Source organism: Nocardia sp. NPDC057353 (assembly GCF_042667085.1).
Lineage (GTDB): Bacteria > Actinomycetota > Actinomycetes > Mycobacteriales > Mycobacteriaceae > Nocardia.
Window position 1 is genome coordinate 1 of record NZ_JBHVAK010000046.1, and the last position, 18,842, is coordinate 18,842.

Here is an 18,842-nt window from a genome sequence, read left to right on the forward strand (position 1 = left end):
GGTGCGGGAGGCCCCCCTTCGGCGAGCGATCAGCCCGCGAGCTGGGCGATGATCCCGGCCCGGTCCGGCAGCACCGAGTACTCCACGATCCGCCCGTCCCGGAACCGGATGGTGCTGATGCTGAACCCGGTGAAGTGCCGCCCGGTGTCCGGCACGCCGAAGAGCTCGCCGCGCTGCGTGCCCTCGATGGTCCAGTAGACGACGACCCGGTCGTCCTCGGCGACGGTGTCGACGACGGTGGCGGTGACGTTCTCGACATTGGCGCGCAGCCAGGTGATGTGCTCGACGAAGCCGCCGCGGCCCTTGACGCTGCCTGCCGGGACGGCGCTGTCGGTGCCGTCCTCGGCGATGATCTCGTCCAGCAGGTGCAGCTGCCCCTCGGTGATCACCTCGTGGTAGAAGCGACGCGCGACATCCTTGTTCGTCTGCGTGGTGGTGGTCAATCGTCTCTCCTTCTCGGGTGGCGGAACGGGATTCAGAAGGACTGGCCGGGCAGCGGGAGGATGCCGAGGTTGGCGTCCAGCCCGCCGTCCACGACGAGCGTGGTGCCGGTGATGTAGCCGGCCGCCGGGGAGGCCAGGAACCAGATGGCCTCGGCCTGTTCGCGCGGTTCGGCGAAGCGCCCCAGCGGGATCCGGCGTTCGATCAGCTCCAGCAGCGCCGGATCCTGGTGCACGTTCGCGGTGATGCCGGTGCGGGTGAGGCCGGGGGCGAGGGCGTTGACCCGCACGCCCTGCGCGGCGTAGTCGATGGCGAAGGCGCGCACCAGGTTGATCAGCGCGCCCTTGGAGGCGTTGTAGGCCCAGTTGCCGGGGTCGCCGCGCAGCCCGGCCACCGAGGAGGTGAAGATCGCCGACCCGCGGGTCTCGCGCAGCGCGGGAACGGCGGCCTTGAGGCCGTGGATGGGGCCGCGCAGGTTGACCCCGAAGATCCGGTCGGCCGCCTCGACCGAGCCCGGCGTCTCCAGCGGCGGGGTGCCGCCGGTGCCCGCGTTCAGCACGACGGTGTCCAGCCTGCCGAACCGCTCCAGCGCGGTCCGCACCGCGGCCCGGTTCACCTCCTCGGCGGAGACGTCGCCGGTGATGCCGACGATGCCGTCGCCGAGCGATTCCAGGCCGCGGGCGGAGACGTCGACGGCGACCACGTGCTCGCCGCGCTCGGCGAAGAGCTCGGCGGTGGCCCGGCCGATGCCGGAGGCGGCGCCGGTCACGAGCACCACGCGGGTGCGGGAGGGTGCGCTCACAACGATCCTTTCGAGAGGGGGACGGGGACGGCCGCGCGCGGGACGGCGGCCAGCAACTGCCGGGTGTAGGGGTGCTGCGGGGCGGCGAAGAGCCGCTCGGTCGGCCCGGCCTCGACGACCTGGCCGTCCCGGGTGACCAGCACCCGGCGGCACAGCCTGCGCACCACCGCCAGGTCGTGCGAGATGAAGAGCAGCGCGGTGCCGGTCTCCCGCCGGACCCGGTCGAACAGCTCGAGGATCTGTGCCTGGATGGTGACGTCGAGCGCGGAGACCGGCTCGTCGGCGACGATCAGCTCCGGCTCGGTCGCCAGGGCTCGCGCGATCGCCACCCGCTGCCGCTGTCCGCCGGAGAGCTGCGCCGGACGGCGTGGGACCAGCTCGGGGTCGAGCCCCACCGACACCAGCAGCGCCGCCACCCGCGCCGCCGGGGAACGCTCCCGGTGCAGCGCCTCGGCGATGATCCGGCCCACGTTCCAGCGCGGGTCGAAGGCGCTGAGCGGGTCCTGGTCGATGAGCTGGACACGCGGCCGCAGCGGCCTGCGGGAGCGTTCGGTGCGCGCGCTCCACGGCTCGCCGTCGAAGTGCACCGTGCCCGCGTTCGGGGTGAGGTGGGCCAGCGCCAGCCGCGCGATCGTCGACTTGCCCGACCCGGATTCGCCGACCACGCCGAGTGTCTCACCGCGGGCCAGGGTGAACGAGACGTCCTCGACGGTGCGCCGCCTGCCTCCACCGACCACCTTGTACTCGTGCGCCACCTCCCGGAACTCCAGCAGCGGCGGGCCGTCCGGCGCGGGCGGCTCCGCCGGGGGCGCGAGCCGGGCGCGCGGCCGGTGCTCGCCGGGGCGCAGGCAGCGCGCCGCGTGCCCGGCGCCGAGCTCGACCAGCTCGGGCAGCGCCGTCCGGCAACGCTCCTCGACCAGCGGGCAGCGGGTGGCGAACGGGCAGCCGGACCCGGCGGGCGGTGCCCACGGCGCGAGCGCGGGGTGCTCGGCCGGGCCGTCCACCGTCGGCGCGGCGGCCAGCAGCTCCACGGTGTAGGGGTGCGCGGGCGCGCCGAAGATCTCCGCGGTGCTGCCGCGCTCCACCACCACCCCCGCGTAGAGCACCGCCACCTCGTCGGCGCTGCCCGCGACCACGGCGAGGTCGTGGCTGATCAACAGCACGGCGCTGCCCGCGGCCCTGCGCTCGTCGAGCAGCCGCAGGATCTGCGCCTGCACCCCGACGTCCAGCGCGGTGGTCGGCTCGTCGGCGATGATCAGCTCCGGCCCGGCCGCGACGGCGGAGGCGATGAGCACCCGCTGCCGCAGCCCGCCGGAGAGCTCGTGCGGGTACTGCAGCAGCCGGTCGTCGGGGTCCGGGATGCCGACGGCGGTCAGCAGTTCCAGCACCGCGTCGTCCAGCTCGCCGGGTTTCGCCAGGCCGTGGATGTGCAACGGCTCGGCCACCTCGTGCCCGATCCGGCGCAGCGGGTCCAACGAGGTCAGCGCGTCCTGCAGGACGAAGCCGATGCGCCTGCCCCGGATCCGGCGCCACGCGCGGCCGGACAGTGCGCGCAGGTCGGTACCGTCGAAGCTCAGCCGCTCCGCGTGCACCTCCGCGTTCGCGCCGGCCAGCCCGAGCAGGGTCCTGGCCACCACGCTCTTCCCGGAGCCGGACTCGCCGACCAGCGCCAGGCAGCGCCCGGCCGCGAGCTCCAGCCCGACCTCGCGCACCGCGGGCGCGCCGGAGCCGAACCGCACCGACAGCTTCCGCACCTCGAGCAGCGCTTCGCTCACCCTTCTCCCTCCGATCGGGCCTGCAGCGCCCGGCCGAGCACGCTGACCGCGAGCACCGTCACGGTCACCGCCAGCCCGGGGAAGACGGCCAGCGTCCACTGCGCGGACAGGTAGTTGCGGGACTGCGCGAGCAGCGAACCCCACTCCGGCACCGTGGACTCCGCGCCGAGCCCGAGGAAGCTGAGCGAGGCGCCGATGATGATTGCGGTGCCGATATTGATCACCACCAGCACCCCGAGCGGGATCAGCACGTTCGGCGCCACGTGCCGCAGCACCACCCGCCACGGCGCGATGCCGAGGTCGAGCGCCGCCCGCACGTACGCGAACTGCCGCACCAGGTGCGTGCGGATCCGCACGATCCTGGCGAACCCCGGCGCCAGCGCCACCGTCACCGCGATCGCGACGTTCCCGGTGCCCGGCCCGAGGATCGCCACCACCAGCAGCGCCATCAGCACCGCCGGGAACGCCAGGAAGACGTCGGCGAGCCGCATGCCGACCTGGTCGGCCACCGGCCCGCCCAGCGCCGCCAGCAGCCCCCACACCGCGCCGACCAGGCTCGCCGCCAGCGTCGCGCCGACCCCGACCAGCAGCGTGGCCGCGGTCCCATGCACCACCCTGGCGTAGACGTCGCGGCCGAGCCAGTCGGTGCCGAACGGGTGCGCCAGGCTCGGCGGCCGCAGCGCGACCGCCGGGTCGATCGCCTCCGGCGAGCCGGCCAGCAGCCCCGGCGCCACCGCCGCCAGCAGGATCACCCCCAGCGTGACCCCGGCGAGCAGCACCCCGAGCCCGGGCAGCCCGGCACCGGGGGTCGGCACGATCGGGGTCGGGGCGCTCACCGGACCACCGCCCCGACCCGCGGATCGACGATCCGGTACAGCTGATCCAGGGCGATCCCGATCAGCGAGAACGCCGCCGCGGTCAGCACCACCAGCCCGGTCACCACCGGGTAGTCGCGCCCGCGCACCGCCGTCACCAGCACCTGGCCCAGCCCCTGCCGGGCGAAGACGGTCTCCACGACCACCACCCCGCCGAGCAGGTTGCCGAACATCCAGCCCGAGATGGTCAGCACCGGCAGCGCCGCGTGCCGCAGCGCGTGGTGCAGCCGCACCCTGGTCTCGGTGGCGCCGCGGGCCCGCGCGGTGAGCGCGAACGGCTGCGCCAGCGCCTGCTCGATCCCGTCCCTGGTCACCTGGGAGAGCACCCCCGCGATGGCGACCGCCAGCGTGATCCAGGGCAGCACCAGCGCCGCCGGGCCGCCGTTGCCGAGGACCGGGAACAGGTGCCAGCGGAAGGAGAAGAGCGCGAGCAGCAGGAACCCGATCCAGAACGTCGGCATGGAGAGCGCCCCGAACTCCGCCGCCCTGGCGATCGCGCGCGGCCGCGGCCTGCCCGCGGTGGCGACCGCCACCGCGAGCGCGAGCAGCAGCCCCAGCGCCATCCCGCCCAGCGCCAGCGCCAGCGTCGCCCCGGCCTGCTCGGCCAGCACGGTGAGCACCGGCTGGTTCAGCTGGTACGAGCGGCCCAGGTCGCCCCGGAGCAGCCTGCCCAGGAAGCGCAGGTACTGCACGAGCACCGGGTCGTCGAAGCCGTAGTCGGCGCGGATCCGGGCCAGCACCTCCGGCGAGGCGGTGGCCGCGACCCCGCCCGCCACCGCCCGCGCCGGATCGCCCGGGATGAGCAGCAGCCCGGCGAAGGTCACCGTGGCCGCGCCCCACATCACCAGCAGCGCCAGCGCCAGCCGCCCGGCGAGCCAGCGCAGCGGCTCCGGCACCCGGCTCAGGAGCCGAGCCAGACGTCGGCGAAGCGCGGGTAGGTCTGCGCGTCGAAGACCAGCCCGCGCACCGAATCCGCGAAGCCGGTGAGGCTCACCGGGGTGTAGACCGGGACGATGTAGGCCTGCTTCAGCACCTCGCGCTGCACCGCCGAGTAGGCCGCGCCCGCCTTGCCCGGATCGGCCGCCGCCTCGGTCACCCACGCGTCGATCTCCGGCGAGTTCACCAGCGCGACATTGCCGCCCGCCTTCGCGTAGGTGTTGGCGGAGAAGAAGGCGAAGCGCAGCACGTCCGGGGTCGGGCGGGCGAAGCTCACGTCCACCAGGTCGTACTCGCCGCCGATCAGGTAGCGGTCCACGTAGGTGCCGGTGTCGACGGTGGGCCTGGCGATCTCGATGCCGACCGTGCGGGCCTGCGCCTTGAACCCCTCCGCGATCACCTCGCGCTGCTCGCGGGTGCCCTCCGGCCAGTACGGCCAGACCAGGGTGAGCCGCCTGCCGTCCTTGACCCGGTACCCGTCGGCGTCGGTGCCGGTCCACCCGGCCTGGTCCAGGAGCCGACGGGCGGCGTCCGGGTCGTGCTTCGCCAGCTCGGCGCTCGCGCCGTCGTCGTAGTCGGCGGTGATCGGGCTGAGCGCGTTGTCCGCGACCGGGTATCGGCCGAAGTAGACGTTGCGCACCAGCGCCTCGACGTCGACCGCCGAGCTCAGCGCCCGCCGCACCAGCGGGTCCTGCAGCGCGCCGCGGCTCCGGTTCAGGTAGACGTTGTAGTTCAGCCCCGGCGTCTCGGTGCTGTGCAGGGCGAAGCCGGGCAGTTCGGCCAGCTCACCGGCGGAGACCGGGGGCACCCCGGCGATGCCGTGGACCTGGCCGCCGGTCAGCGCGCCGTAGCGGGTGGCGTCCTCCGCGACGAACTCGAACACCAGCCGGTCCAGGTAGGCGGCGCCCTGGTTCGCCGCGCCGGTCGGCGGCGAGCTGTAGGTCTCGTTGCGCACCAGCGTCTCGCGCTTGCCCTGCTCCCACCGCTCGAAGGCGAACGGGCCGGTGCCCACCGGCCGGTACTCCGGCGCGGCCAGCGCCGCCGGGCTCTGGATGCCGAGGCTCGGCGTGGAGAGCGCCTGCAGGAACGGGGTGAACGGCTGCCTCAGCACCACCTCGAGCCGCCGGGCGTCGAGCACCCTGGTCTCCTGGTACGGGGTGATCAGCGAGGCGGCGTAGGCCGACTTGGTCTTCGGGTCCACCACGTGGTCGAGGGTGGCGCGCACCGCTGCGGCGTCCAGTGGGGTGCCGTCGTGGAAGGTGACGCCCTCCTTCAGGGTGAAGGCGTAGGTGCGGCCGTCGGGGGAGAGGCTCCACTCGGTCGCCAACCACGGCCCGAAGCTCTCCGGGCCGGTCTGCACCACCAGCGAGTCGAAGATGTTCCGGTTGATCACGCTGGTCACCGCGGTGGCCGCGACCGCGGGGTCGAGCGAGACCTGGGTGCCCGCCACCGCGTAGGTCAGCGTCCCGCTGCGGGCCGGGGTCTCCGCCGCGGCCTCCGAGCCGGGGCGGGTGGCAAGCACCACCCCGGCCGCCACCACCGCGACGACCGCGATCACCGCCGCGATCGGCCACGCCCGGCTGCGGCCCAACCTGTTCCTCGGACGCCGGGGCGCTTCGTGCTCTGCAGACATGAAATCGACTCCAGCACGGCCGATCGAGCACGGTCAATGATTGGCGCACAACCGAATTCACGTTCCGCCGATACTGATCGGAACCGATCGGAAGAGGCGATCGAAGCGCGGAATCCCGCTGCGCGCAGCGCTGGACACGGCCGGAAATCCGCTGCCGCGCGCGGCGCCGCGCTCTACGATCCCGACATGACCGGAACCGGCAGGATCCTGGCCCGCGCGTTCCACGACGACCCCATGTTCACCTACATCCAGCCCGACCCGGCCCGCCGCGCGGCGGTGCTGCCGTGGTTCTTCGGCGCCAGTGCCCGGCTCGGCGCGAAGTACGGCAGGCTGGACGAGCGTCCCGGCGCGGGCGCGGCCATCTGGCTGCTGCCCGGGCGCGGACTCGGGATGCGCGAGCTCGCGGGCGCCGGATTCCTGAGCGCGCCGGTGCGGCTCGGGCTCGGCGCCTTCCGCCGCTTCGGTGCCTTCACCGGCGAGCTGGAGCGGGCCCAGCGGGAGGTGATCGAGCAGCCCTTCCTGCCCCTGTTCATCCTCGGCGTCGACCCGGCCGAGCAGGGGCGCGGGCACGCGGGCGCGCTCATCGACCCGGTGCTCGCCGAGTCCGGCCACCCGGTCTACCTGGAGACGGTCAACGAGGCGAACGTGCCCTTCTACGAGCGGCACGGCTTCGACGTCGCCGCCACCCACCGACCCGACGGCATGCCGCGGTTCTGGACCATGATCCGCAGGCCGTGACGCCGACGGCCCCCGGCGGGCTGCCGGGGGCCGTCGGGCGGTGTCGGTGTCAGGACGCGCGGTAGGTGCGCGCGACCAGCGCCGAGCGCAGGTACCACAGCCCGGAGGGCTGCGAGGGGTCGAAGCCGGTGAGCTGGCCGATCCGCTTGAGCCGGTAGTCCACCGTATTGGTGTGCACGTGCAGGACGCGCGCGGTGCGCTGCCGGTTCAGGTTGTTGGCGATGTGCCGCTGCAGCGTCTCCAGCAGCTCGGGGTGCTCGTCCAGCGGGTCGAGCAGCGACCCCAGGTACTCCCGGCCGGGGCCGGGGCGGGTGAGCTGGTACTCCAGCGCCAGCTCGTCGAAGCGGTAGAGCCCGGCCACCGCCTGCAGCCGCTGCACCATGTCCAGCAGTTCGTGCGCCTGGTCCGCGGCGTCCGGGATCTGCTCCGGGGTCGCCTCCACCACGGTCGCCGTGATGCCGACCTGCGCCGCCCGCGACAACTGCTCGACCAGGGCGTCGAAGCCCTCGCGGTCGAAGCGGGAGGCCGGGATGAGCACCGTGCCGCCGTCCACGCTGAGCAGCGAGAGCGCGCTCTCCCCGCAGCGGGTGGCCAGCTCGGCCTGCACCCGGCGCAGCTTGCGCCGCGCCACCACCAGGCCGTCCAGGGTCGGGTTCGCCTCGTCCCGGTGCGGCGGGATGGCGACCGCGAGCACCGCGTACGAGGTCGCGATGGCGATCCCGCACTCGCGGGCCATGGTCGAGGTGCTGTGCCCGCCGAGCAGCGCCGAGGTCAGCGTGTGCACCGCGGTGTGGTGCTCGCTGACCACCGAGCGCAGCTCGCGCACGTAGGCCATGGAGATCGTGGTGGTGATCATGTCGAGCATCTCGACGACGGTCTTGGCGCCGTCCACCAGGTTCTCGTAGTCCTTGATGCTGGCCTGCGACACCACCAGGTCGAGCCCCATCTTGAAGCCCTCGTGGATGGAGTGGTGGATGGTGTCGATCGGCACGCCCTCGCGCGCCCACCCCGCCGCCGCGTCCTGCAGCCGCTGCAACTTCTCCGGAATGTCCTTGCCGTCGAGCATGCTGACCGCGAATTCGAGGCAGACCCTGGTGATCGTGGTGACATCGCCGGAGATGGCATCGCCGGGTAGGGTCCCGCAGGGCACGACGTTCGCGACGAAATGCCCCACCATCTGACGGGACAGCGACCGGACGTCCTGGAGGGACGACGACATCGGTTTGCCCGACAGGGTCAGGCCCGCTCGGGACGAACTGTCGACGGACATAGGCGACTCCTTCTGCCCCCGGGTTCTACTAGCTGTGCAGGTTGATCACAGTAATCGCCGCACGCTGTCCGGGGAACGAATCCCGTGCTTCTGTGAATCCCGGCGTCGTCGCCCGAAAAGCCACTGTGACCGATCACAGCCGGTCCGGAAAGCGTAGCCGAAACCGGGCGTGAGTCGTATCACGTCCGGTTCGGGTCGCCGCCGAAACCCCGGGGCGGCGGTGGCCGCGGCTTGTAGAGTCGGTGCCGCCTCCGTCCGGTCGGCACCGGGAATCGGGGGCTTGCCGGTTCGTGTCGCGAGGCCGACAGTGAGGGCGATCTCGTGACACGCGCGTCGACGACCGATAGGAGCGGGCGGATGAGACCGGCTCTGCGCTGCCTGGTGTGGGAACCGGACCACACGCTGTGGAACGGCGCCGTCAGCGACGGCCACGGCGGTGCGCTGCGCCCCGCCGCGCTGCGCACCCTGCGGCTGCTCCGCGACCGCGGCGTGCTGCACGCCGTCGCCGGTCGCGGCCACCGCGACCGCACCGTGGCCGCGCTGGCCGGGCACGGCGTGCTCGAGTACTTCTCCGCCGTCGAGGTGGGGTGGGGCCGCAAGTCCGGGGCGGTGCTGCGGATCGCGCGCACGCTCGGCGTCGGGCTGGACGTGATCGGCTTCCTCGACCCCGAGCCGCTGGAGCGCGCCGAGGTGGCCGGGCGGCTGCCGCTGGTGCGCTGCTACGCCGCGCGTAACACGGACGTATTGCCCGCACTCGCCGACTTCCGCCCGGTCCCGAGCAACCCCTACCCGACGCCGCCGCTCGGCTTCGCCCGCGTCCCGGCGCACTGAGTTCTCAGGGGTTCCGCAGGAACTTCGCCGCCTGCTCGCCGACGAAGACGGCGGGGGCGTGCGTGTGCCCGCGGACCAGCAGCGGCATCACCGAGGCATCGGCCACCCGCAGCCCGTGCACGCCGCGCACCTCGAGCCGCGGGGTGACGACGCTGGCCGCGTCGGTGCCCATCCGGCAGGTGCCGACCGGGTGGTACAGCGTGTGCGAGTACTGCTCCAGGGTCAGCCGCATGGCGGCGGCCAGGTCGTCCGGGGCCTGCGGCGGGTAGATGAGGTCGCCGAGCACCGCCTTCATCGCCGGGGTCTGCGCGATCTCGGCGCAGGCGCGCAGCCCGGCCAGGATGGCGGCCCGGTCGGCGCCGTCGCTGTCGGTGAGGTAGCGCGGGTCGATGAGCGGCTTGGCGAGCGGGTCGGCCGAGGCCAGGGTGATGGCGCCGCGGCTGAAGGGACGCAGCAGCACCGTGGCCAGCACCACGCCGTGCTCCTCGGGGTCGCGCAGCCCCTCGTGGAAGAACGGCGCGGGCGCGAAGATCAGCTCCAGGTCCGGCTGCTCCAGGTCGCGGCGGCTGCGCACGAAGCCGTACGCCTCGCCGACGTTCGAGGTCAGCATGCCGCGGTGGCGCAGCAGGTAGCCGAGCAGCTCGCGCGGCTTCTCCGCGGCGAAGAGCGAATCGCCCTGCACCCCGTAGCCGAGCGCGGCCACCAGGTGGTCCTGCAGCCCCGCCCCGACCTCCGGCGCGTGCTGCACGACCGGGATGCCGTGCGCGGCGAGCTGTTCGGCGTCGCCGATCCCGGAGAGCAGCAGCAGCTGGGGGGTGTTGATCGCGCCGCCGCAGAGCACCACCTCGCGCCGCGCCCGCACCACCCTGGTCGCACCGCCCTGCCGGTACTCGACGCCGACCGCGCGGGTGCCGTCGAAGAGCACCCGGGTGGCCTGCGCCTCGGTCCGCACCCGCAGGTTGGAGCGGCGCATGGCCGGGCGCAGGTAGCCGTCGGCGGTGCTCCACCTACGCCCCGCCCGCTGGGTCACCATGGTCTGCGAGAAGCCCTCCGGCTCCGGCCGGTTCGCGGGCTCCACCGGGTACCCGGCCTCCCGGACCCCGGTCAGGTAGGCGGCGGTGAGCCCGCGCGGGCTGCGCTGGTGCTGGATGTGCAGCGGGCCGGTGGTCCCCTCGTCCGGGTACGCGGCGCCCTCGACGTTCTCGATCCGCCGGAACTGCTCGACCGCGGCCTGGAACCCCCACTCGCTGCCCGCCAGCAGCGCCCACTCGTCGTAGTCGGCCTTGAACCCGCGCACCCACATCATGGCGTTCATCGACGACGAGCCGCCCAGCATCTTGCCGCGCGGCCAGTAGATCTGCCTGTTACCGAGCTGCTGCTGCGGCTCGGTCAGGTAGTCCCAGTCCACCTCGGTGCGGAACAGCTTCGAGAACCCGGCCGGGATGTGCGCGAACCGGTTCTTGTCCGCGGGCCCGGCCTCCAGCAGCACCACCTGCGTGGCGGCGTCGGCGCTCAGCCGGTTCGCCAGCACCGCTCCCGATGAGCCCGCCCCGACGATCACGTAGTCGGCGTCGATTTCGTCCGTTGGCACAGTTGCACGCTCCGATCGGCCGCACCGGTGTGGGGACATTCGTCAATGTACGAGCAATGGTCGAACGCCATCCGCAAAACGCGCGAAGGCGGCGGCGCGGCGGTCAGCTCACCGCGGGGGTGCTCGGCTGCCCGGAGGTGATGTGCACGATGGGCAGCACGAGTGCGGCGGGGGAGTGCGCCGGGACCACCGGGTGCTCGGGCGCGACCGGGGCGACCTGCCGGTAGCGCTCGCTCTGCGCCGGCCGCTGATCGACCTGGCCCCGGTTGGGCCAGTAGGCGGCGGCCCGCTCGGCCTGGGCGGTGATGGTGAGCGAGGGGTTGACGCCGAGGTTGGCGGAGACGGCGGCGCCGTCGACCACGCTCAGCGTCGGGTAGCCGAAGACCCGGTGGTAGGCGTCGATCACCCCGTGCTCGCGGTCCGCGCCGATCGGCGCGCCGCCGAGGAAGTGCGCGGTGAGCGGGATGTTGAAGACCTCGCCCCAGGTGCCGCCCGCCACGCCGCCGATCTTCTCCGCGACCCTGCGGGTGACGTCGTTGCCCGCCGGGATCCAGGTGGGGTTGGGCTCGCCGTGCCCCTGCCTGCTGGTGAGCTTGCGGCCGAAGAGCCCGCGCGTGGTGTAGGTGGTGATCGAGTTGTCCAGGTGCTGCATGACCAGCGAGATGATGGTCCGCTCGCTCCAGTTCCGCACGCTCAGGAAGCTGAGCAGGGTGAGCGGGTGGCGCAGCGCGACGCCGAGGAAGCGCAGCCAGCGCGGCACCCGGCCGCCGCCGTCCACCATGAGCGTCTGCAGCAGCCCCATGGAGTTCGAGCCGCGGCCGTAGCGCACCGGCTCGATGTGCGTGTCCGGGGTGGGGTGGATGGAGGAGGTGATGGCGACGCCGCGGGTGACGTCCAGGTTCGGGTCGACCTTGCGGGTGGCGGCGCCGACGATCGACTCGGAGTTGGTGCGGGTCAGCTCGCCGACCCGGGGGGAGAGTTCGGGCAGCGTCCCGGTGTCGCGCATGGCGTGCAGCAGCTTCTGGGTGCCGAGCGTGCCGGCGGCCAGCACCACCTGGGCGGCGGACCAGGTGTGCGGCCGCTTGCGCAGCCAGGCGCCGGTGCGCTCGGTGGTGACGTCCCAGGTGCCGTCGGCGTGCGGGCGCAGCCCGGTCACCGTGGTCAGCGGGATCACCTCGGCTCCGGCCTGCTCCGCGAGGTAGAGGTAGTTCTTGACCAGCGTGTTCTTCGCGCCGTGTTTGCAGCCGACCATGCAGTCGCCGCACTCCAGGCAGCCGGTGCGCTCCGGGCCGACGCCGCCGAAGTACGGGTCGGGCACCGTCTCGCCGGGCTCGCCGAAGAAGACGCCGACCGGCGTCTGCACGAAGGTGTCGCCGACACCCATGTCGTCGGCGACCTGCTTGAAGATCTCGTCGGCGGGCGTCATGTGCGGGTTCCGCACCACGCCGAGCATCTGCTTGGCCCGCTCGTAGTACGGGGTCAGCTCGGCGCGCCAGTCGGTGATGTCGCGCCACTGCGGGTCCTGGAAGAACGGCTCCGGCGGCACGTAGAGCGTGTTGGCGTAGTTCAGCGAGCCGCCGCCGACGCCCGCGCCGCCCAGGATGAGCACATTGCGCAGCGGGTGGATGCGCTGGATGCCGTAGCAGCCGAGCTTGGGCGCCCAGAGGAACTTGCGCAGGTCCCACGAGGTGCGCGGCAACTCGTCGTCGGCGAAGCGGCGCCCCGCCTCCAGCACGGCGACCCGATACCCCTTCTCGACCAGCCGGAGCGCGGTCACGCTTCCGCCGAACCCCGAGCCGACGATCAGCACGTCGTAGTCGGTCGTCCGCTGGTCCATGGGCTGCTCCTCGATCCGGGCGAGTAGTGACGGAAGCAACACTACTCCTCGGTAGCTTGTAGACGAAACCGCCGGTTACGTCTTTGTGCGGAGCGGCGCTCACCAGAGTTGACACCGCTCTCTCTTCCGAGCCACGCTGGGACGATGCCGACACCCCGCGACCGCGCCAGGGCGCAGACCATGACCGACATCCTGGAGATCGGCCGCCGACACCTGGCGGCCGACGGTGCCGCCGCGCTCTCACTGCGCGCCGTCGCCCGCGACCTCGGCGTCGTCTCCTCCGCGGTCTACCGCTACGTGCGCAGCCGCGACGAGCTGCTCACCATGCTGCTCATCGACGGCTACACCGCGCTCGGCGACGCGGTGGACGCCGCACTGGCCGCCGAGCCCGGCGACCCGGTGCACGGGTTGCGCGCGCTCGGCCGCACGCTGCGCGGCTGGGCGCTCGCCGAACCGGCCCGCTACGGCCTGCTCTTCGGCACCCCGGTGCCCGGCTACCACGCCCCCGCCGAGCAGACGGTGCAGTCCGGCACCCGGCTCATCCTCGCCATGATGCGGCTGCTCGCCGCGGCGCACGCGGCGGGCGCGCTCACCGAGCCCCCCGGGGTTCCCGCTGCCTCGCCCGCACTGCACGCCGACTTCGAGGCGATCCGAACGGAGTTCGGGCTGCCGCTGCCGGATTGGCTCGCCGCCCGCGGCACCGCGCTCTACGCCGGGCTGATCGGCGCAGTGAGCGCCGATGTGTTCGACATGTACGGGGCGCAGACCTTCGCCGACCGCGCCGAGCTCTTCGAATACCAGCTGGACGGCCTGCTCGCGATGGTCGGAGCGCAGCCGGTCCGCCGCGCCGCCCCCGCGCCCCGCCCGCTCACCGCACCGTGACCACCCGGCTGTGCCACCCGGAGGAGCCGTCCGGGAAGGGGCGGGCGCGGGCGTCGGTCTGGGTGGTGCCGGTGCGGTCGGTGGCGCGCACCCGCAGCGTGTGCGCGCCCGGCGCGGCATCCCACGCCCAGCGCCACTGCCGCCAGGTGTCGATCGAGTACTCGGCCGCCAGTTCGGCCTGCTGCCAGGGCCCGCTGTCCACCTGCACCTCGACCCGGTCGATGCCGTGCCGCTGCGCCCACGCGACCCCGGCGACCACCACCCGCCCGGCGTCGACCGTGGCGAAGGAGGCGGGGACGTCGATCCGGGACGAGGTCTTGATCGGCGCCTCGGCGGCCCAGCCGCGGTCGGTCCAGTAGGCGGTGGCCCGGTCGAAGCGGGTGAGCTCGAGGTCGACCACCCACTTGGTGGCGGAGACGTAGCCGTACAGCCCCGGCACCACCATGCGGGCCGGGTAGCCGTGCGCCACCGGCAGCGGCTCGCCGTTCATGCCGACGGCGAGCAGCGCGTCGCGGCCGTCGGTGAGCGCGCCGAGCGGGGTGCTCGCGGTGAAGCCGTCGATGCTCGTGGAGAGCACCATGTCGGCCTCGGGGCGCGGGCCCGCCTCGGCGAGCAGGTCGGCGAGGCGGTAGCCGGTCCAGGTGGCGGTGCCGAGCAGGTCGCCGCCGACCTCGTTGGAGACGCAGGTCAGGGTGAAGGTGGACTCCGCAGCGGCGCGCTCGCGCAGGTCGGCGAAGGTGTACTCGACCTCGCGGTCGACCAGGCCGTGGATGCGCAGCCGCCAGTCGTCCGAGGTCAGCGCGGGGAGCTGCAGTGCGGTGTCCACGCGGTAGAAGTCGCCGTTCGGCGTGGTGAACGGGGTGATCCCCGGCTCGGGGAAGGTGGCGTCGGCCGGGATCGGCGGGGCCGGGCGGGCGGGCCGGGGGAGGACGAACCCCGCCCGGTCGGCGGCCACATCGCGCAGCGCGCGCCCGATGTACTGCCCGGCGGCATAGGTGGCGACGGCGACGGCGCCGACCCCGGCGGCGATCCCGAGAAACCCGCGGCGCGAATGGGCGCGTATCGGTGCGGAATCGCGCGACATCGGCCCCGGGCGGTCGGACTCGGCCGACCCCGATTCGCTGCCGCCACCCACCCGCACCGGGCCCGCCACCGCCGCGCGGATCAGGATGCGCAGGGCGAGGATCCCTGCCACCACACCCAGCACCGCGGGCAGCGCGAAGACCGCCGTCGCGCCCGGCCGCTGCAGCGCGGCACCGACCACGACCAGCCCGAGGGCCGCGAGCAGCCCGCACCCCGCGTAGCGGAACCGCCGCTCCAGCAGCCCGGCGACGGCGGCGAGCAGCACCATCACCACCGCCATGCTCGCGAAGAGCACCAGCTTGTCGCTGCTCCCGAACTCGCGGATCGCGAAGTCCTTGAGCGCCCGCGGCGTCCGGTCCACCATCCCGGCCCCGGTCGCCAGGAAGGGCGACGCGGCCGGGTCGACCAGCGCCGCCACCAGGTGCCCCACCCCGAGCACCGTGCCCGCGGCGAGAACGCCTGCGAGCGCGGCCGCGGCCCGGCCGGGGGTGTGCTGCTCGGTCGCGGTCATCGCGCCCTCCAGATCGTCTCGGATGCCGGAGGAGTTCGACAGCGCGCCGGGCGCGGACGGGTCAGTCCATGACCATGGCCGCGATCGGGCTCCCGCTCGGCGCCTGCGACCCACCGGTCGGCTCGACCGTGATCGCGATGGTGTCGGCGGTCTCGTACCGCGCGATCACCTCACCGGAGCCGGGCACGACCGCCGCGGGCTGCGGCGTCCCGCCCGGGGGGATGATCCAGAGCTGGTAGTCGCGGTCCGCGGGCAGCTCCGGCATGGCGGCGAAGGAGATCGCGGCCGCGCCGAGCGCGCTGGAGGAGTTCACGCTCAGCGAGCCGCCGCTCGGCACCGCGACGGTGGCGGCGCGCGCGTCCGGCTGCTCGATCACCCTGGCGGCGGTGATCTCCGACGAGGTCGAGCCGGAGTCCCGCCCGACCAGCACGGCCCCGCCGACCGCCGCGGCCACCAGCACCGCCGCGGCCGTCGCCAGCCAGCCCAGCCGCTTCCCGGAGAACCGGCGCGCGCTGCGGATGTCCCGGACCGGTTCCTGCTGCAGCCGGTCGAGCGCGGCCAGCAGCCGCCCCTCCAGCTCCGGCGGCGGCGGAACCGCGTCGACCAGGGAGAGCTCCGCGAGCACGTCGTGCGTGCGGTCGACGGTGTCGGCGAATCGGGCGGCGAGCGGCGCGTCGGCGCGCGCGAGCCGCTCGTCGATCGCGGCGCGTTCGCCGGCGTCGACGGCGTCGAGCGCGTAGAGGGGGGCGAGGTCGAGCAGGTCCGCCTCGTCGCGGTCGGTGTCAGGCATCGCTGGTCTTTCCGGTCAAGCAGGTCTCCAGCCGTTTCAACCCGTCCCGGATCCGGCTCTTGAGGGTGGGCAGCGGGACGGCGAGGTGGTCGGCGACCTCGCGGTAGGTGCGGCCGGTGTAGTACGCCAGCCCGACCGCCTCGCGCTGGGTGGCGGTGAGCGTCTCCAGGCAGCGCAGCACCGCCTGCTCGTCGAGCTTCTGCCCGACCTCCTCGGCCACGCTGTCGTGCGCGCGGCCCAGGTGCGCGTGGCCGTAGACCGAGTCCCGGCTGGCGGCGTTCTGCTCGGTGCGCACCCGGTCCACCGCGCGGCGGTGCGTGAGCATCATGAGCCAGCCGATCGGGCTCGCCTTGCTCTCGTCGTAGCGCGCCGCCATCGACCAGGCCTGCAGGTATACCTCCTGGGTGACCTCCTCGGCGGCGGCGTGGCTGCGCAGCACCCGCACCGCGAGCCCGAAGACCCGGTGGCTGGTGTGCCGGTAGAAGTCGGTGAAGGCGTCGCGGTCGCCGCCCGCGACGGCCGCGAGCAGCCCGATCAGCTGCCGGTTCTGCGCGACGGTGGCCGCCCGGCCTTCCGGGTCGGCGGGGCACGCCGGGTCCTGTCCGCCGGTGTCGGCGCTGTGCAGGCGAATCGGCGCGAACGCCGGTTCATTGGTCATGGTCGTGTCCCTGTCCGCATGACTGGCTTTCGACATGCCTCGGTGCTCGGATGGGTTCCGGGCTGGAATGTACTCGCCCGGCGTGGGCGGAAACACGGAACCGGGCGTACTCCGCGGAGAACGCCCGGTTCGGCACAGCGCGTCAGAGCGAGCGCGCGATGATCTCCTTCATGATCTCGTTGGTACCCGCGTAGATCATCTGCACCCGGCTGTCCGCCCACATGCGGGAGATCGGGTACTCGGTCATGTAGCCGTAGCCGCCGTGCAGCTGCAGGCACTCGCTGGCCACCTCGAGCGCGCGCTCGGTGGTCCACCACTTGGCCATGGCGACGGTCGGGATGTCCAGCTCGCCGTTGATGTGCCTGGCCACGCAGTCGTCGGTGAAGACCCGGGCCACCCGCGCCTCGGTCGCCACCTCGGCCAGCTTGAACTTGGTGTTCTGGAAGCCGAAGACCGGCCGCCCGAACGCCTCGCGCTCCTTGACGTAGCGCAGGGTGTGCTCCAGCGCCGTCTCCATGCCCGCCACCGCGCCGACCGCGATGATCAGCCGCTCCTGCGGCAGCTGCTGCATGAGCTGCACGAACCCCTGGCCCTCGGCCTCGCCGAGCAGGTTGGTGACCGGCACCCGGACGTCCTCGAAGAACAGCTCCGAGGTGTCCTGGCCCTTCTGCCCGATCTTGTCCAGCACCCGGCCGCGCCGGAACCCGGGCCGATCCGCCTCGACCAGCACCAGGCTGATGCCTGCCGCGCCCTGGCTCACGTCGGTCTTGGCGACCACGATGATCAGGTCGGCCTGCGAGCCGTTGGTGATGAAGGTCTTCGAGCCGTTGATGACGTACTCGTCGCCGTCGCGCAGCGCCTTGGTCTTGACGTTCTGCAGGTCCGACCCGGTGCCCGGCTCGGTCATGGCGATGGCGCCGACCACCTCGCCGCTGGCCATCTTCGGCAGCCAGTGCTTCTTCTGCTCCTCGGTGCCGTAGTGCAGCAGGTAGTGCGCCACGATGCCGTTGTGCAGGCTGGCGCCCCACGCGGTGTCGACCACCCGCGCCTGCTCCTCGATCAGCACGGCCTCGTGCGCGAAGGTGCCGCCCCCGCCGCCGTACTCCTCCGGGATGGACAGGCACAGCAGCCCCAGCTCGCCCGCCTTGTTCCACAGGTCGCGGTCGACGTGGTGCTGGGCGAGGTACTTGTCGATGTTCGGCGCGACTTCCTTGTCGAAGAACGCGCGCGCCAGCGAGCGCAGCGCGTCCAGGTCGTCGTCCATCCACACGGACCGGTAGGCGGCCATCGGGTTCCTTTCGTTTCGTCTGTAACCGCAAATAACGGGTACAGCGTGTCCCAGCGCTACTGTAGTGCCCGTCACCGCCCGGCGTCGAGTGCGCTAGCCTTGCCCGACATGACCAGAGGACGCGCCGACACCACCGGCACCCGCCGGGCCGCCGCGCTCTCCCCGGTACGCGCCGAGCGCCGCCGCGCCTTGGTCGACGCCGCCATCGCCGCCATCACCGAGCACGGCCCCGATGCCCTCACCGGCCAGATCGCGGACCGCGCCGGGCTCGCCAGGACGCACTTCTACCGGCACTTCGCCAGCAAGGAGGAGCTCGACCTCGCGGTTGCGCGGCGCGCGCACGAGGAGCTCACCGAGCGCATCCGCTCCGCGCTGGCCATCGACGGCACCCCGCTCGACGTCATCCGCGCGCCGATCGCCGAGCACGTGGCCTGGGCGGGCGAGCACCCGAACCTGTACCGCTTCCTGCTGCGCCGCAACTACTCCCGCGGCGCCGAGGAGGAGTCCAGGATCGGCGGCAGCGCCTTCGCCTCGGAGATCTCCGAGGCGGCCGGGCGCTACATCCCGCGCTTCAACGCCGACCACGCCGCCGCGGATCGTCTCGTGGTCGCGCTGCTCGGGCTGATCGACGCCTCGGTGCGCTGGTGGCTCGCGCACGGCGGCTCCACCGAGGCCGAGCTGGTCGAGCTGCTCACCGCGGAGTCCTGGCTGCTGATCGACCGCAGGCTGCGCGCGCTCGGCATCGAGCTCGACCCCGAGGGCCCGCTCCCGGGCCGGGATCACAGCGCGCCGGGCGCGTAACCGCAGGTGCGGCGGGTAGCCGGACAGCAGGGGCGCGGTGCCCCGGTCCGCGGCGACGGCGCAACCGGACTTCGGCGAGCGGAAGGTGGAGGCGCGTGCG

17 protein-coding genes are annotated in these 18,842 nt (G+C 73.3%); 4 read left to right on the top strand and 13 right to left on the bottom strand.

What is annotated here, in order from left to right; all coding sequences use genetic code 11:
* Positions 1–29: 29 nt before the first annotated feature.
* From ACFUUZ_RS22285 to ACFUUZ_RS22310, 6 genes are read right to left on the bottom strand one after another with little or no spacing between them, the layout of a single operon-like run.
* A complete protein-coding gene (locus tag ACFUUZ_RS22285; protein ID WP_378699160.1) occupies positions 30–443 on the bottom strand; it encodes an ester cyclase in 414 nt (137 codons plus the stop codon).
* A 32-nt stretch (positions 444–475) separates the two neighbouring features.
* Complete coding sequence (locus ACFUUZ_RS22290; protein WP_378699162.1) at positions 476–1,243, bottom strand: SDR family NAD(P)-dependent oxidoreductase; 768 nt, start codon at positions 1,241–1,243, stop codon at positions 476–478.
* Positions 1,240–3,018, bottom strand: a complete 1,779-nt coding sequence (locus ACFUUZ_RS22295) for a dipeptide ABC transporter ATP-binding protein (protein ID WP_378699164.1) — start codon at positions 3,016–3,018, stop codon at positions 1,240–1,242. Before ACFUUZ_RS22295 ends, ACFUUZ_RS22290 begins: the two co-directional genes overlap by 4 nt.
* The gene (locus tag ACFUUZ_RS22300; RefSeq protein ID WP_378699167.1) at positions 3,015–3,854 is read right to left on the bottom strand and encodes an ABC transporter permease; all 840 of its coding nucleotides are present in this window, start codon (positions 3,852–3,854) and stop codon (positions 3,015–3,017) included. The genes ACFUUZ_RS22295 and ACFUUZ_RS22300 overlap by 4 nt, the downstream gene beginning before the upstream one ends.
* Positions 3,851–4,789, bottom strand: a complete 939-nt coding sequence (locus tag ACFUUZ_RS22305; protein ID WP_378699169.1) for an ABC transporter permease — start codon at positions 4,787–4,789, stop codon at positions 3,851–3,853. Before ACFUUZ_RS22305 ends, ACFUUZ_RS22300 begins: the two co-directional genes overlap by 4 nt.
* Positions 4,790–4,794: 5 nt before the next feature.
* Positions 4,795–6,420, bottom strand: coding sequence for an ABC transporter substrate-binding protein (locus ACFUUZ_RS22310; protein ID WP_378699171.1), 1,626 nt, complete (start codon positions 6,418–6,420; stop codon positions 4,795–4,797).
* A gap of 228 nt (positions 6,421–6,648) precedes the next feature.
* On the opposite strand from ACFUUZ_RS22310, the gene ACFUUZ_RS22315 reads away from it, so the two are divergent.
* Positions 6,649–7,200: a GNAT family N-acetyltransferase gene (locus ACFUUZ_RS22315; RefSeq protein WP_378699173.1), complete on the top strand. Its 552-nt coding sequence runs from the start codon at positions 6,649–6,651 to the stop codon at positions 7,198–7,200.
* A 49-nt stretch (positions 7,201–7,249) separates the two neighbouring features.
* Here ACFUUZ_RS22315 and ACFUUZ_RS22320 read toward each other — a convergent pair whose 3' ends face one another.
* Positions 7,250–8,470: a PucR family transcriptional regulator gene (locus ACFUUZ_RS22320; protein ID WP_378699176.1), complete on the bottom strand. Its 1,221-nt coding sequence runs from the start codon at positions 8,468–8,470 to the stop codon at positions 7,250–7,252.
* A 357-nt stretch (positions 8,471–8,827) separates the two neighbouring features.
* On the opposite strand from ACFUUZ_RS22320, the gene ACFUUZ_RS22325 reads away from it, so the two are divergent.
* The gene (locus ACFUUZ_RS22325) at positions 8,828–9,301 is read left to right on the top strand and encodes a hypothetical protein (RefSeq protein ID WP_378699178.1); all 474 of its coding nucleotides are present in this window, start codon (positions 8,828–8,830) and stop codon (positions 9,299–9,301) included.
* Positions 9,302–9,305: 4 nt separating this feature from the next.
* On the opposite strand, the gene ACFUUZ_RS22330 is transcribed toward ACFUUZ_RS22325, so the two are convergent.
* Together ACFUUZ_RS22330 and ACFUUZ_RS22335 are read right to left on the bottom strand one after the other, a co-directional pair.
* Entirely contained in the window at positions 9,306–10,892 is a 1,587-nt protein-coding gene (locus tag ACFUUZ_RS22330; RefSeq protein WP_378699180.1) for a GMC family oxidoreductase, read from the bottom strand.
* Positions 10,893–10,995: 103 nt separating this feature from the next.
* Positions 10,996–12,729: a GMC oxidoreductase gene (locus tag ACFUUZ_RS22335; RefSeq protein WP_378699182.1), complete on the bottom strand. Its 1,734-nt coding sequence runs from the start codon at positions 12,727–12,729 to the stop codon at positions 10,996–10,998.
* Positions 12,730–12,873: 144 nt separating this feature from the next.
* Here ACFUUZ_RS22335 and ACFUUZ_RS22340 point away from each other — a divergent pair, with 144 nt between their 5' ends.
* Complete coding sequence (locus ACFUUZ_RS22340) at positions 12,874–13,611, top strand: TetR/AcrR family transcriptional regulator (protein ID WP_378699183.1); 738 nt, start codon at positions 12,874–12,876, stop codon at positions 13,609–13,611.
* Here ACFUUZ_RS22340 and ACFUUZ_RS22345 read toward each other — a convergent pair.
* The 4 genes from ACFUUZ_RS22345 to ACFUUZ_RS22360 form a co-directional block, all read right to left on the bottom strand.
* On the bottom strand, positions 13,598–15,205 hold the full coding sequence (locus ACFUUZ_RS22345) for a molybdopterin-dependent oxidoreductase (RefSeq protein WP_378699185.1): 1,608 nt from the start codon (positions 15,203–15,205) through the stop codon (positions 13,598–13,600). The genes ACFUUZ_RS22340 and ACFUUZ_RS22345 overlap by 14 nt on opposite strands.
* A gap of 61 nt (positions 15,206–15,266) precedes the next feature.
* A complete protein-coding gene (locus ACFUUZ_RS22350; protein WP_378699187.1) occupies positions 15,267–15,995 on the bottom strand; it encodes an anti-sigma factor domain-containing protein in 729 nt (242 codons plus the stop codon).
* Positions 15,988–16,653 (bottom strand): ECF RNA polymerase sigma factor SigK, encoded by a 666-nt coding sequence (sigK, locus tag ACFUUZ_RS22355; protein WP_378699189.1) that lies wholly within the window; start codon positions 16,651–16,653, stop codon positions 15,988–15,990. The genes ACFUUZ_RS22350 and sigK overlap by 8 nt, the downstream gene beginning before the upstream one ends.
* Before the next feature lie 142 nt (positions 16,654–16,795).
* On the bottom strand, positions 16,796–17,941 hold the full coding sequence (locus ACFUUZ_RS22360; protein WP_378699191.1) for an acyl-CoA dehydrogenase family protein: 1,146 nt from the start codon (positions 17,939–17,941) through the stop codon (positions 16,796–16,798).
* Between the two features lie 108 nt (positions 17,942–18,049).
* Between ACFUUZ_RS22360 and ACFUUZ_RS22365 the strand changes: the two genes are divergently transcribed.
* Positions 18,050–18,742, top strand: coding sequence for a TetR/AcrR family transcriptional regulator (locus tag ACFUUZ_RS22365; protein ID WP_378699193.1), 693 nt, complete (start codon positions 18,050–18,052; stop codon positions 18,740–18,742).
* The last annotated feature ends 100 nt before the right edge of the window (positions 18,743–18,842 follow it).

What these genes read in the sequence shown, in the direction of transcription:
- ACFUUZ_RS22360 (WP_378699191.1), bottom strand. Translation starts at nt 17,941, where the DNA reads ATGGCCGCCTACCGGTCCGTGTGGATGGACGACGACCTGGACGCGCTG.
- ACFUUZ_RS22365 (WP_378699193.1), top strand. Translation starts at nt 18,050, where the DNA reads ATGACCAGAGGACGCGCCGACACCACCGGCACCCGCCGGGCCGCCGCG.
- sigK (WP_378699189.1), bottom strand. Translation starts at nt 16,653, where the DNA reads ATGACCAATGAACCGGCGTTCGCGCCGATTCGCCTGCACAGCGCCGAC.
- ACFUUZ_RS22345 (WP_378699185.1), bottom strand. Translation starts at nt 15,205, where the DNA reads ATGACCGCGACCGAGCAGCACACCCCCGGCCGGGCCGCGGCCGCGCTC.
- ACFUUZ_RS22335 (WP_378699182.1), bottom strand. Translation starts at nt 12,729, where the DNA reads ATGGACCAGCGGACGACCGACTACGACGTGCTGATCGTCGGCTCGGGG.
- ACFUUZ_RS22350 (WP_378699187.1), bottom strand. Translation starts at nt 15,995, where the DNA reads ATGCCTGACACCGACCGCGACGAGGCGGACCTGCTCGACCTCGCCCCC.
- ACFUUZ_RS22320 (WP_378699176.1), bottom strand. Translation starts at nt 8,470, where the DNA reads ATGTCCGTCGACAGTTCGTCCCGAGCGGGCCTGACCCTGTCGGGCAAA.
- ACFUUZ_RS22325 (WP_378699178.1), top strand. Translation starts at nt 8,828, where the DNA reads ATGAGACCGGCTCTGCGCTGCCTGGTGTGGGAACCGGACCACACGCTG.
- ACFUUZ_RS22315 (WP_378699173.1), top strand. Translation starts at nt 6,649, where the DNA reads ATGACCGGAACCGGCAGGATCCTGGCCCGCGCGTTCCACGACGACCCC.
- ACFUUZ_RS22340 (WP_378699183.1), top strand. Translation starts at nt 12,874, where the DNA reads ATGCCGACACCCCGCGACCGCGCCAGGGCGCAGACCATGACCGACATC.